9 protein-coding genes are annotated in these 12,775 nt (G+C 74.7%); 5 read left to right on the top strand and 4 right to left on the bottom strand.

What is annotated here, in order from left to right:
- Window positions 1-139 precede the first annotated feature (139 nt).
- Window positions 140-1,186 (top strand): LacI family DNA-binding transcriptional regulator, encoded by a 1,047-nt coding sequence (locus ACGFNF_RS02990; RefSeq protein WP_357580852.1) that lies wholly within the window; start codon window positions 140-142, stop codon window positions 1,184-1,186.
- Window positions 1,187-1,346: 160 nt separating this feature from the next.
- On the opposite strand, the gene ACGFNF_RS02985 is transcribed toward ACGFNF_RS02990, so the two are convergent.
- On the bottom strand, window positions 1,347-2,561 hold the full coding sequence (locus tag ACGFNF_RS02985; RefSeq protein ID WP_393165365.1) for an acyl-CoA dehydrogenase family protein: 1,215 nt from the start codon (window positions 2,559-2,561) through the stop codon (window positions 1,347-1,349).
- Window positions 2,561-3,646: a phosphotransferase family protein gene (locus tag ACGFNF_RS02980; protein ID WP_393165847.1), complete on the bottom strand. Its 1,086-nt coding sequence runs from the start codon at window positions 3,644-3,646 to the stop codon at window positions 2,561-2,563. Before ACGFNF_RS02980 ends, ACGFNF_RS02985 begins: the two co-directional genes overlap by 1 nt.
- Before the next feature lie 152 nt (window positions 3,647-3,798).
- Between ACGFNF_RS02980 and ACGFNF_RS02975 the strand changes: the two genes are divergently transcribed.
- Window positions 3,799-4,500 carry an amino acid-binding protein gene (locus tag ACGFNF_RS02975; protein WP_357580850.1) on the top strand — a complete coding sequence of 234 codons (702 nt, stop codon included), beginning with the start codon at window positions 3,799-3,801 and terminating at the stop codon, window positions 4,498-4,500.
- A gap of 186 nt (window positions 4,501-4,686) precedes the next feature.
- Window positions 4,687-5,760, top strand: a complete 1,074-nt coding sequence (locus tag ACGFNF_RS02970) for a GNAT family N-acetyltransferase (RefSeq protein WP_393165363.1) — start codon at window positions 4,687-4,689, stop codon at window positions 5,758-5,760.
- Window positions 5,761-5,893: 133 nt separating this feature from the next.
- Here the strand turns inward: ACGFNF_RS02970 and ACGFNF_RS02965 are convergent, their stop codons facing one another.
- Window positions 5,894-7,459 (bottom strand): aldehyde dehydrogenase family protein, encoded by a 1,566-nt coding sequence (locus ACGFNF_RS02965; protein WP_393165361.1) that lies wholly within the window; start codon window positions 7,457-7,459, stop codon window positions 5,894-5,896.
- Between the two features lie 463 nt (window positions 7,460-7,922).
- Between ACGFNF_RS02965 and ACGFNF_RS02960 the strand changes: the two genes are divergently transcribed.
- Complete coding sequence (locus tag ACGFNF_RS02960; protein ID WP_393165359.1) at window positions 7,923-10,835, top strand: glycoside hydrolase family 9 protein; 2,913 nt, start codon at window positions 7,923-7,925, stop codon at window positions 10,833-10,835.
- Between the two features lie 145 nt (window positions 10,836-10,980).
- Here ACGFNF_RS02960 and ACGFNF_RS02955 read toward each other — a convergent pair whose 3' ends face one another.
- Window positions 10,981-11,940 (bottom strand): hypothetical protein, encoded by a 960-nt coding sequence (locus ACGFNF_RS02955; RefSeq protein ID WP_393165357.1) that lies wholly within the window; start codon window positions 11,938-11,940, stop codon window positions 10,981-10,983.
- Between the two features lie 92 nt (window positions 11,941-12,032).
- Here ACGFNF_RS02955 and ACGFNF_RS02950 point away from each other — a divergent pair, with 92 nt between their 5' ends.
- On the top strand, window positions 12,033-12,557 hold the full coding sequence (locus tag ACGFNF_RS02950; RefSeq protein ID WP_357580460.1) for a DUF488 domain-containing protein: 525 nt from the start codon (window positions 12,033-12,035) through the stop codon (window positions 12,555-12,557).
- The last annotated feature ends 218 nt before the right edge of the window (window positions 12,558-12,775 follow it).

Raw genomic sequence — 12,775 nt, 5'->3', positions numbered from 1 at the left:
GGGGGGTGTGGGTCCGGGTGGTGCGCCCCCCCCGCGGGGCCCCCCCGCCCCCGGCCCGGCCCCCCCCCCCCGGGGGCGCCCCCGCCCCCCCCCCCCGGGGGGGGCCCCCGGGGCCGGTCCGCCGTCGGAGGAGCAGACAATGACAACGCAGCGCACCCGGTCGCTCGGGCGCCCGACCCTCGACGCCGTCGCCGCCCGCGCCGGCGTCGGTCGCGGGACGGTCTCCCGGGTGGTCAACGGCTCACCCCAGGTGAGCCCCGAGGCGCGCGCCGCGGTGCAGCAGGCCATCGCTGAGCTGGGATACGTGCCGAACCGGGCCGCCCGTGCCCTGGTGACCCAACGCACCGACTCGATCGCCCTAGTGGTGTCGGAATCCGGCGACCGGGTCTTCACCGAGCCGTTCTTCGCCGGCATCGTCCGGGGCGTCAGCTCGGGGCTGCTGGAGACCCCGTTGCAGCTCTGGCTGGCCATGGTGCAGTCGCCGATCGAGCGGGAGCGGGTTGAGCACCACCTGACGAACCAGCACGTCGACGGGGTCCTGCTGCTGTCGCTGCACGACTCCGACCCGCTGCCCACCCTGCTGGAGGAGCGCGGCCTGCCCACCGTGCTCGGCGGCCGCCCGGCCCGGATGCTGCAGCCCGGCGCGCAGCCCGCGTACTACGTCGACGTGGACAACGTGGGAGGCGCCCGGCGGGCGGTCGAACACCTGGCCGGCCGGGGGCGGCGGCGCATCGCCACCATCGCCGGCCCGCAGGACATGGGCGCCGGCCTGGGCCGGTTGACCGGCTACAAGGAGGCCGTCAGGGCCGCCGGGGGCGGGGTCGACCCCGCCCTGATCGCGTACGGCGACTTCAGCGAGGGCAGCGGGGCGGCCGGGATGCGTCGGCTGCTGGAGGACTGCCCCGACCTCGACGCCGTCTTCGTCGCCTCCGACCTGATGGCGTTCGGGGCGCTGCGCGCGCTGCGCGAGGCGGGCCGGCGGGTGCCGGAGGACGTCGCGGTGATCGGCTTCGACGACGCCCCGATCTCCCGGCAGGCCGAGCCGCCGCTGACCACGGTCTTCCAGCCGGTGGAGGAGATGGGCCGGCAGATGGCCCGCCTGCTGGTCAGCCGCATCCGCGGCGACGAGCTCCCGTCCCCCCACATCCTCCTGGACACCCAACTCATCGAACGCGCCTCCGCCTGACCCACCCACCCCACCCGCGCCGCCGCACCCGCCCATCTCCGCGTTGATCATGAAGTTGTCGCCCTCGACGTCGGCGTGTCGCGACAACAACTTCATGATCAACGGGCTGGGCCGGGCTGGGCCGGGGGAGCGGGCGGGGAGCGCGGGGTGGGTGTCTTGGTCAGTTGGACCAGCGGCGCAGTTCGCGCTTCGCCAGCGAGGAACGGTGGACCTCGTCGGGGCCGTCCGCCAGGCGCAGCGTCCGCGACTGGGCCCAGAGGGCGGCGAGCGGGGTGTCCTGGCTGACGCCGGCTCCGCCGTACGCCTGGATGGCCTTGTCGATCACCCACTCGGCCGTGGCGGGAGTGGCGATCTTGATGGCCTGGATCTCGGTGTGCGCGCCCTTGTTGCCGACCGTGTCCATCAACCAGGCGGTCTTGAGCACCAGCAGCCGGGCCTGCTCGATGCGCACCCGGGACTCGGCGATCCACTCGCGTACCACGCCCTGCTCGGCGAGCGGCCGGCCGAACGCGACCCGCTCGAGCGCCCGCCGGCAGAGCAGCTCCAGGGCCCGCTCCGCCATGCCGACCAGCCGCATGCAGTGGTGGATCCGGCCGGGACCGAGCCGGGCCTGGGCGATCGCGAAGCCGGCGCCCTCCGCCCCGACCAGGTTCTCCACGGGTACGCGGACGTCGGTGAAGTCGACCTCGGCGTGGCCGCCGTGCGAGGCGTCGCTGTAGCCGAACACCGTCATGCCCCGCCGCACGGCGACGCCCGGGGTGTCCCGGGGCACCAGGATCATGCTCTGCTGGCGGTGCCGGTCGGCCTTCGGGTCGGTCTTGCCCATCACGATGAAGATCTCGCAGCGCGGGTCCATCGCCCCCGACGACCACCACTTGCGCCCGTTGATGACGTAGTGGTCGCCGTCGCGGGTGATCCGGGTGGCGATGTTCGTCGCGTCCGAGGACGCCACCTCCGGCTCGGTCATGCAGAACGCGGAGCGGATCTCGCCCTCCAGCAGCGGTCGCAGCCAGCGCTCCTGCTGCTCCGGCGAGCCGAACTCGGCGAGCAGCTCCATGTTTCCCGTGTCGGGCGCGGCGCAGTTGAGCGCCTCCGGGGCCAGGTGCGGGCTGCGCCCGGTCAGCTCGGCCAGCGGGGCGTACTGGAGGTTGGTCAGGCCGGCGCCGTGGCGCGGGTCGGGGAGGAAGAGGTTCCACAGGCCGCGCTTGCGCGCCTCGGCCTTCAGTTCGGCCATCACCGGGGGCCGGGCCCACGGGTCGCCGGCGGCGGCCACCTGCGCGGCGTGCACCGGCTCGGCCGGGTAGACGTGCTCGTCCAGGAACGCGGTCAGCTCGGCCCGCAGCTGCTCGGTGCGGGTGTCGTAGGCGAAGTCCATCAACGCTCCCTGGCGGCGGTCAGCCCGTGTTCGACCAGCGGTGCCACCATGTCGCCGATCCGGTCGAAGCCCTCGCCGAGCGTCTGCCCGAGCGTGTGCCGGTAGTGGATGCCCTCGCAGATCACCGCGAGCTTGAAGCAGCCGAGCGCGACGTGCCAGTGCAGCGGCCCGACGTCGACGTCGCCGCGCCCGGCGTACCGTTCGATCAGCTCCGTCCCGGTGGGGAACCCGGCGCGCGGCCCGAGCCCGTCGGCGACCGGGTTGCCGGCGGCCGATTCGCTGCCGCCGAGCACGTCCCAGTAGGTCAGCAGCAGCCCCAGGTCGGCCAGCGGGTCGCCGAGGGTGGCCATCTCCCAGTCGAGCACGGCCCGTACGGCCACCGGGTCGACGGTGGCGAGCAGGTTGTCCAGCCGGTAGTCGCCGTGCACGATCCGGCCGCCGTTGGCGCCCTCCGGCACGGTGCCGGCGAGCAGGTCCCGCAGCTCCTCGATGCCGGGCAGCGGCCGGCTGCGGGACCGGTCGAGCTGGCCGGCCCACCGGCGGACCTGCCGCGCGAGGTAGCCCTCCGGGCGGCCGAAGTCGCCCAGCCCGACCGAGGCGGGCTCGACCGCGTGCAGCGCGGCAAGGGTGTCCATCATCGCCAGCGCCAGCTCCCGCCGCTGGTCGTCCGTGAGCGGGTCGGTCTGGGCGCGGGTGCGCAACACCTCGCCGTGCACCCGTTCCATCAGGTAGAAGGGCGCCCCGATCACCTCGGCGTCCTCGCAGAGCAGCAGCGCGGCGGGCACCGGCACGTCGGTCGGCGCCAGCGCGGAGATCACCCGGTACTCCCGGGCCATGTCGTGCGCGGTGGCCAGCACGTGCCCGAGCGGCGGGCGGCGCAGCACGACCTCGTGCCCGCCGGCGTTCAGCAGGTAGGTCAGGTTGGACTTGCCGCCGGCGATCAGCCGGGCCCGCAGCGGGCCGTCGGCCAGCTCGGGCCGGTGCCGGGCCAGGTGGGCGGCGAGCCTGTCGAGATCCAGCCCGCGGGGGGAGGCGGCGGCGGGGCTGCTGCCCGGCCCGTGCGCGTCGACGGCCGGCTCGGTCATCCGATTAGTTGATGGCAGCTCCGCCATGTTGTCAAGGTCGGGAGTTGACCCTCGGGACATGCCGCGGCAACAGGGGCGAAACGGCCACCGGCCAGGCTGGGGCCCAGCCTGCCGGCCAGCGGTGCCGGCCCGCCGAGCGGAGGGGTTCAGACATGTTGCTGCGAGTTCGGGTCACCCTGCCGGACCGTCCGGGCACGCTCGGTCAGGTGGCGCGCACCATGGGCGTGTCCGGCGCCGACATCGTCCAGGTGGTCGTCCTGGAGCGGCTCGGCGGGCGGGCGGTGGACGACTTCACCGTGGTCTGGCCGGGCGCGGCGCGGGTCGAGCGGCTGCTCGCCGGGCTGGCGGCGATCCCCGGCGTCCGGGTGGACGGGGTGTGGCGGGCGATCGGCGCGCCAACCACCTCCGGGCAGGACGCCGAGTTGCTGGCCCAGGTCGCGGCCAACCCGGTCGACGGCGTCGCCACGCTTGTCGACGCCGTTCCCGGGCTGCTCGCCGCCGACTGGGCGGTCGCCGCGGTGGTGCCGGTGGACTGGGCCGCCCGGACCGGCGCCGCCGGGGAGGCGACCGTCGGATACGCGAGCTGGCGCGCGCCCGTACCGCCGCCGCTGCCGGAGGTGACCCCGCTGCGGGCCCGGGCGATCAGCACGCCCGGCGGCGCGCACGTCGCGGTCGCGCCGTTCGGCCGGGCCGGCCTGGTGCTGGTGGCGGCCCGGGAGTGCGCCGGGACGCCGGCCGCGGCGGCGTTCCACGCCACGGAGGTGGACCGGCTGGCGCAGCTCGTCCGGGCCGCCGCGGTGATCCTCGGCGACCGGCTCGACCTGGTCGGATCGCCGGTGCCCGCCAAACCCTGAGTCGGCCTTCACGTCGCTGAGCCGGCCCGGCTTGGACCTTTGCGCCGGCCTGGCGTGGACCTCTGCGCCGGCCTGCCGGTGGCGGTCACTGTGGCGCAGGTCGCGCGACGGAACCGGAGCCGTCACCCCCGGGCAACCGGCCCGCAACAGCCACCGACGAGGGTCGTAGGCGGAAGGGAGCGAACCATGACGCTGTGGCGGATCCGGGCGACCGTGGACGACCGGCCGGGCTACCTGTCGGTGCTCACGGCCAGCCTGGCGTTGCGGGGGGTCAACATCCTCACAGTGCAGGTGCACACCACCGAGCGGGGTGCCGTCGACGACTTCCTGGTCGACGCGCCGGACACGCTCGACGAGGCCGGCCTCGTCGCCGCCGTGCACCGGGGGCGGGGCCGGGACTGCTGGGTGGCGCGCAGCGAGGCGCGCGGGCTCGCTGACCAGCCGACCCGGGCACTCGGCCTGGCCACCCGGCTGGTGCGGGACCCGGACGCGACCGGGGAGGCGCTTCGCGCCCTGCTCGGCGCGGACGCGGTCACCTGGCGACCCGCATCGGCGGGCTGCGTCGGCGGGCTCGCCACCACCACCATGCTGCTGGACGACCCGGCCGGCGGGTCGTACGCGCTGCGCCGCGCCGTGCCGGGCTTCACCCCGGCCGAGTACGCCCGAGCCCAGGCCCTGGTCGAGCTGTCGGCCGCCGTCGCGCGCCGGGCCGCCGAGCAGGTCACCCTGGTGCTGCCCGACGGCGCCGAGGCGACCGTACGGCCCGCGACCGTCGACGACCTGCCCGGCGTGGTCGAGCTGCACGAGGAGTGCTCGCCGCACAGCCGGCACCGGCGTTACCTCGGCGGCGCGGGGACGCCGACCCCGGCCCGGCTGCGCCGGCTGTTGGAGCCGGCCCGGGGCGTGACCCTGCTCGCCACGGCCGGCGACGCCGGGGCGACGCAGCCGGCCGGCGACACCGGGGCGGAGTCGGTGGTGGCGATGGCGAACCTGCTCGCCGAGGGCGACGAGGCCGAGGTGGCGCTGCTGGTCCGCGACGACTGGCAGCGTCGGGGCCTCGGCTCGGCCCTGCTGCGCCGGCTGGTCCGGCACGCCGAGCAGGCCGGCTACGCGGCCCTGGTGCTGCACGTCCACGCGGAGAACGCTCCGATGCTGCGCACCGTGCGGCGGCTCGGCCGGCCGGCCCCGACCGAGCGGGACGGCGCCCTGGTGACCCTCACCGTGCCGCTCGTCGAGGGCGCGTCCGCGCGGCACGGGTGAGGCGTCGCCCGCGGGCACGGGAGCTGTCCGGCGGCGCAGCGGGCGGGCGGATGCCGGCCCGTCGCGCCGCCGGTGGTGTAAGGAAGGGCACCCTGCAATCGCCATGCGTCAGCAGGGTGCCCTTCCTTACACCTCAGGTCGTCGGGTAGCTGTTGTAGTCGGGGAAGTTGCCGTAGAGGCGGCCGTCGCCGCCCTGGGTGACCGCGTGCACCAGCAGGTCGCCGCCGACGAAGGCGCCCTTCCAGGACGCGCCCCGGCCGCCGAACGGCTCGTCCCGGTCGCCCCGGGAGCGCGGCTTGTTGATGCCGACCTTGAACGCCTGGAGGTCGACCGCCAGCTTGCCGGCCAGCTCCTCGTCGTCGCAGGCCAGGGAGGCGACCAGCGCGCCGTTGGAGGCGTTCATCGCGGCCAGCAGTTCGTCGGTGGTGTCCACCACGACGATGGTGTCGACCGGGCCGAACGGCTCGGCGTGCATGAGCCGGGACCGGCCGGGCGGGGCCAGCAACACGGACGGCGCCACGTACGCGGAGGTGTCCTGCCCGTCGAGGAACGGCGCGCCGGTCAGCTTGCCCCGGTGCAGCGGCACCGCGCCGCCGCGTACCGCCTCGTCGACCTTGCGGCGCAGCTCGTCGGCCTTGGCGGCGCTGATCAGCGGGCCGAAGTCCAGCTCGGGCAGCGGGTCCCCGGCGGTCCAGTCGTCGCCGACGGCGAGCGGATGCCCGAACCGGACGGAGCGCACCACCGGCAGGTACATGTCGAGGAACTCGTCGACGAGGTCCCGCTGGACCACGAAGCGCGGGTACGCGGTGCAGCGCTGCTTGCCGTACTCGAAGCCCTTCTTGAGGTGCCCGGCGAGCAGGTCCCACTGGGAGAAGTTCCAGATGCCCCAGGCGTTGAGGCCCTCCTGCTCGATGAAGTGCCGCTTGTCGGAGTCGAGCAGCGCGGCGGCGACCTTGCCGCCGTTGGAGCGCCCGCCGACGAACGCCACCGCGCCGATCTCCGGCGCCCGGACGAGCACCTCGGACAGCTCCTCGCCGCCGCCGGAGACCAGGGTGGCGGGCAGCCCGGCCCGGCGCATCAGCGCGTGCGCGACGGTGAGGCAGACCGCCCCGCCCTGCGAGGGGGTCTTGGCGATGACCGCGTTGCCGGCGAGCAGCTGCACCAGCTCGGCGTGCACGAGCACGCTCATCGGGTAGTTCCACGACGCGATGTTGCTGACCGGTCCCGGCAGCGGCTCCCGGCCGTCGGCGAGCATCCGGTCGATCTCGTCGACGTACCACCGGACGCCGTCGAGCGCCCGGTCCACGTCGGCGCAGGCCAGCCGCCACGGCTTGCCGATCTCCCAGACCAGCAGCAGGGCGAGCAGGTCGCGGTGGGCGGTGAGCGCGTCCAGGGCGTCGGTGACCCGGGCCTTGCGGTCGGCGAGCGGGGTGTCGGCCCAGGCCCGGTGCGCGGCGGCGGCGTGCGCGACCGCGGCGCGGGCGGACTCCGCGTCGAGGCGGGCCAGGTTGACCAGCACGGTGTTGTCCACCGGCGTGCGTACGGGGCTGGGGGTGCCCACGGCGTGCCAGTCGCCGCGGACGAGGTTGTGCAGGGTGGTGACACCGTCGGCCGGGGAGCCGAACGCCTCGGGCGCGGCGGCCACCGCGCGGGCGAGGGTGTCGGACCAGGCGGTGCCGTCGGCGAGTCGTAGAGCCATCGCGATCTCCTCAGGTTGGCCGGGGGAGCGGCAACGTCGATGGCACCGCTGGTGTGGGCGTACTGTCGCGCGCCGGAAAGGGGCGGGCAACAGTACGTTCGTATGCCGGAACGCCCGGCCCGTCTCCCGCCCGGCCGCGACGCGCGTCTTCACCCACCCGTCCCAGCGATGACCTGCCCGTACGTCGCAATTCAATCCATATTTATCGATGGTGTGACGTACGTCCGGTGTGCAGGTAAGGGCTTTCCTGTCAGCGCCCCTGCGCGGGCGCACCGCAGGCGCATCGCAGGCGCACCGCGAGCGTCTTCACAAACCGGCGACCGCCGCATTACATTGTCGGTCATCCATGGGAGCGCTCCCGGGCCCGTGGCCGCACCCCCACCACCCTCGCCGGCACGCCCCGACCACCATCCCGCGCGCCGTCCCCGGTGCCGCCGGCGACGCCACCGACAGGAGCCCCGTCATGCGTCACCCCAGACGTCCGCGCCGGCCGGGCGACCAGCCCTGGCTGCCCCGCCTGCTGGCCGCCGGCAGCGCCCTCGCCGCCGGCCTCGCCCTCGCCGTCACCGCCCCGGCGCCCGCCTCCGCCGCGACGCCCGCCGCCGGGAGCGCCACGCGGACCGCGCCCGCCGCCGCCTTCAACTACGCCGAGGCGTTGCAGAAGTCGCTCTACTTCTACGAGGCGCAGCAGTCCGGCCCGCTGCCGGACTGGAACCGGGTCTCCTGGCGCGGCGACTCCGCGCTCACCGACGGCGCCGACGTCGGGCGCGACCTCACCGGCGGCTGGTACGACGCCGGCGACCACGTCAAGTTCGGCTTCCCGATGGCGTTCAGCGCCACCATGCTCGCCTGGGGCGCCGTCGAGTACCGCGCCGGCTACGTCGCCTCCGGCCAGCTGCCGCACCTGCTGAACAACCTGCGCTTCGTCAACGACTACTTCATCAAGGCGCACCCGGCGCCCAACGTCCTCTACGGACAGGTCGGCAAGGGCGACGACGACCACAAGTGGTGGGGCCCGGCCGAGGTGATGCCGATGGCGCGGCCCGCGTACAAGATCGACGCGAGCTGCGGCGGCGCGGACCTGGCGGGGGAGACGGCGGCGGCGATGGCCGCGTCGTCGATGGTCTTCCGGCCCACCGACGCCGCCTACGCCGACAAGCTGCTCGGGCATGCCAGGCAGCTGCACACGTTCGCCGACACGGTGCGCAAGAGCTACCACGAGTGCATCACCGACGCGACCAGCTTCTACCGCTCCTGGAGCGGCTGGCAGGACGAGCTGGTCTGGTCCGCGATCTGGCTGCACCGGGCCACCGGCGAGGCCGCCTACCTCGCCAAGGCCGAGAGCGAGTACGACAAGCTCGGCACCGAGAACCAGAGCACCACCCGCTCCTACAAGTGGACCATCGCCTGGGACAACAAGCAGTTCGGGGCGTACGTGCTGCTGGCCAACCTGACCGGCAAGCAGAAGTACGTCGACGACGCCAACCGCTGGCTGGACTACTGGACGGTCGGCGTCAACGGCCAGCGCGTGCCGTACTCGCCCGGCGGGATGGCCGTGCTCGACTCGTGGGGCGCGCTGCGCTACGCCGCCAACACGTCCTTCGCGGCCCTCGTCTACAGCGACAAGACCACCGACGCCACCCGCAAGGCCCGCTACAAGGACTTCGCCGTCCGGCAGATCAACTACGCGCTCGGCGACAACCCGCGCGCCTCCAGCTACGTCATCGGCTTCGGCGCCAACTCCCCGAAGAACCCGCACCACCGCACCGCGCACGGCTCCTGGTGGGACAGCCAGACGGTGCCCGTCGAGACCCGGCACACCCTCTACGGCGCGCTGGTCGGCGGCCCGTCGGCGGCCAACGACGCGTACACCGACAGCCGGTCGGACTACGTGATGAACGAGGTCGCCACCGACTACAACGCCGGCTTCAGCTCCGCGCTGGCCCGGCTCGCCCAAGAATACGGCGGCACCCCGCTCGCCGGCTTCCCCCGCGCCGAGACGCCGGACATCGACGAGCTGACCGTGGAGACCACGGTGATGCAGGCCGAGCCGCGCGCCACCGGCCTCAAGGCCATCGTCTACAACAAGTCCGCCTTCCCGGCCCGGGCCCTGACCGACGGCAAGTTCCGCTACTACTTCCGCCCCGACGGCACCGGCCCCGTCACGGTCACCCCCGGCTACACCCAGGGCTGCCCGTCGCCGGCCACGGCCAGGCAGTTCTCCGGCGACATCTGGTACGTCGAGGTGGACTGCACCGGGCACACCATCGCGCCCGCCGGGCAGTCGCAGCACCGGATGGAGGTGCAGTTCAAGATCGGCGTGCCCGAGGGCGGCACCTGGGACCCGACGAACGACCCGTCGTACCAGGCGGCGGCCGGACCGAACCGGAAGGTCACCCTCTACTCCGGGGCCACCCGGATCTGGGGCGAGGAGCCCGGGCCGGCCACCCCGGACACCACCGCGCCGACCGTGCCCGGCACCCCCGTCGCCTCGGCCGTCACCGCGACCGGGCTGACCCTGACCTGGCCCGCGTCCACCGACGCCGGCGGCAGCGGGCTGGCCGGCTACGAGATCACCCAGGCGCAGGTCGGCAGCGACGCGCTCGTCCTGCTCAACTCGGCCACCAACACCCTGGCCGTGACCGGGCTGCTGCCCGAGCGGACGTACCGCTTCACGGTGCGGGCCCGCGACGGCGCCGGCAACCGGTCGACCGCCTCGCCCGTGGCCGAGGTGACCACGCCCGCCGCCCCGGCCCCCGACACCGTCGCGCCGACCCGCCCCGGCACCCCGACCGCCTCGGCGGTCACCGCCACCGGGCTCACCCTGAGCTGGGCCGCGTCGACCGACAACGTCGGCGTCACCGGGTACCGGGTCTACCGGTCAGCCGCCGGCGGGGACACGCTGGTCGGCTCGCCCACCGGCACCACGCTGGCGGTGACCGGGCTGACCGCCGCGACCGCGTACCAGTTCCACGTGGTGGCCGTGGACGCGGCCGGCAACGCCTCGGCGGCGTCCACGTCGGTCGCCGTCACCACCGCCGACCCGCCCGCGTCCGGCGGCTGCGCCGTGACCTGGACGACCAGCGGCTGGGACAGCGGCTTCACCGCGAACGTCACCCTCACCAACACGGGCACCACCGCGATCGACGGCTGGACGCTCGCCTTCACCTTCCCCCACGCCGGCCAGAAGGTCGGCCAGGGCTGGTCGGCGACGTGGACCCAGACCGGCGCCGCGGTCACCGCCACCAGCCTCTCCTACAACGGCCGGCTCGCGCCGGGCGCGTCGACCAGCTTCGGCTTCAACGGCACCCACACCGGATCGAACCCGAAGCCCGCCGCGTTCACCCTCAACGGCACCCCCTGCACCGTCTCCTGACGCACCACCGCCGGGAGCGCGGACGCATCGCTGTCCGCGTCCCCGGCGGGCGTCGCTGTCCGCGCTCCCGGCGGGCGTCGCTGTCCGCGCTCCCGGCGGAATCTTGGACAGTTGCCGTTCTTCGCGGACGGCAACTGTCCAAGATTCACGCCTCGGGGCGCCAGCCGGCCACGAGCAAAGCGCGGCGGAGGGAGTCGGCCACCTCGTCGGGGCGGGCGCGGATCAGCCACGCCGGGAAGCGCAGGATGCGGTCCCCCGAGGTCCAGACGTCGTTCTGGCGACGCATGTCGGCCGCCCAGTGCCGGACGTCCATGTGGTGCGCGCCGTCGATCTCGACATGCAACCCCCACTCCCGCCAGTACGCGTCGAGCCACCGCGTCCGCCCGGAGGCGTCGGCGCGCCGCTGCTGAAGGTGAGGCGCGGGCAGGCCGTGGCGGCGGCAGAGCCGGACGAAATCGATCTCCGAGAGCGCCTCAGCGCCACCCGCGATGTCCGCCACGGTCTGCCGGATCAAAGCCCTCCGACGGGCCCGGGGCAGCGCGTCCAGCACCGCCGACAACTCCGCCGGTGTGACCCGTCGCTGCTGACAGCCGGCCGCCAGCACCGCCTGCGCCTCGTCGACGGTGCGGGCCCAGCCGGCCGCGTCCACCAGTGCCCGGGCGGTGGTGGTGCGCGGCGGCCGGGCGAGCTGGAGGTGTGCCGCTGGCAGCACCGACGCGCGGTGCACGACGACCGCAGGCATGTCGATCGGCAGCCGGCCCAGCACGGTGCGCCCCGCCCGCCGGTGCGCCGGCACGAGCACGTGCAGCGGCTCGCGCCGCAGTCCGCGTACGCCCGCCTCGGCGGCAGCCGTCGGGCCGGCCAGGACAGCACCGGAGCCCGTGGCGAGCACGGCGACCCACAACTGCTGGTCCCGGGTAAGCCGGCCGTTGCCCATCAGCACGACGCCCCGGCAGATCGCGCGCCACCGCCCGGAGCGCACGCGTCCGCGTACGGTGCCCTCGGTCAGCGTACGGATCGCCTGGGCGGTGGTGACGACGCCGGCCTGCTCGAACGCCAGCCAGTCGAGCGCGTCGGCCTCGTCGGCCGGGAGGTCGGGGTGCACCCGTCCCACCCTCGCCGCCGGCCGCCCCGCCCGCCGCCCCGCGCGGGGATCCCGGGCGGTAGCCGCCCGGGATTCGGGGCATTCCCCACGGCGTGACACTGCTGACGGTGGGGCACGGGGCGGCGGACCGGGAGCGGCTGGGCGAGCTGCTGACGGGGGCCGGGGTCGCGCTCGTCGTGGACGTGCGGCGGTTCCCGGCCAGCCGGACCAACCCCGACGTACGCCGGGAGGAACTGGCCCGCTGGCTGCCGGCGGCCGGCGTGGACTACCGCTGGGAGCAGCGCCTCGGCGGGCGGCGGCACACCCCGGCCGGCACCGACGAGCCGGACACCTGGTGGACCGTGGCCGCCTTCCGGGCGTACGCGGCGTACACCCGTACCGCCGACTTCCGGGCGGCGCTGGAGGCGGTGCTGGCGGACGCGGCGGTCCGGACCACGGCGGTGATGTGCAGCGAGAGCGTCTGGTGGCGCTGCCACCGGCGGCTGATCGCCGACGTCGCCGTGCTGGGGCACGACGTGCCGGTGTCCCACCTGATGCCCGACGGCCGGCTCGCCCCGCACCGCCCCGCCGACGGCGCCCGCCGGCTGCCCGACGGCGACCTCGTCTGGGACGGCTGAGGGGTTTTCTGCCGGATAACCCGTGCGGCCACGGGCCAGATGGCAGGAAGCACGGAGCCATCATCAGGCGTGCTCTGAGTAGGCAGGCGGTTGGGGCAGTCAATCCCAACCCAGAGCGTTCTTAGAGGGTGGTTCGGAAGGGCATGTCCGGTTGTGGGTTTGGCCGCGGGGTAGAGGTCCTGCCCGTGGGGCTATGCGGCTGGCGGTGGCGAGGCGAG

Source organism: Micromonospora sp. NPDC048868 (genome assembly GCF_043198195.1).
Taxonomy (GTDB): Bacteria; Actinomycetota; Actinomycetes; order Mycobacteriales; family Micromonosporaceae; genus Micromonospora; species Micromonospora reichwaldensis.
Note: the sequence above shows the minus strand (reverse complement) of the source record. Positions and strands in the feature narration are given on the sequence as shown.

Bases quoted from the DNA above. Each gene is read 5' to 3' on its own strand.
- ACGFNF_RS02985 (WP_393165365.1), bottom strand. From the start codon at position 2,561: ATGGACTTCGCCTACGACACCCGCACCGAGCAGCTGCGGGCCGAGCTG.
- ACGFNF_RS02980 (WP_393165847.1), bottom strand. From the start codon at position 3,646: ATGACCGAGCCGGCCGTCGACGCGCACGGGCCGGGCAGCAGCCCCGCC.
- ACGFNF_RS02970 (WP_393165363.1), top strand. From the start codon at position 4,687: ATGACGCTGTGGCGGATCCGGGCGACCGTGGACGACCGGCCGGGCTAC.
- ACGFNF_RS02965 (WP_393165361.1), bottom strand. From the start codon at position 7,459: ATGGCTCTACGACTCGCCGACGGCACCGCCTGGTCCGACACCCTCGCC.
- ACGFNF_RS02990 (WP_357580852.1), top strand. From the start codon at position 140: ATGACAACGCAGCGCACCCGGTCGCTCGGGCGCCCGACCCTCGACGCC.
- ACGFNF_RS02960 (WP_393165359.1), top strand. From the start codon at position 7,923: ATGCGTCACCCCAGACGTCCGCGCCGGCCGGGCGACCAGCCCTGGCTG.
- ACGFNF_RS02975 (WP_357580850.1), top strand. From the start codon at position 3,799: ATGTTGCTGCGAGTTCGGGTCACCCTGCCGGACCGTCCGGGCACGCTC.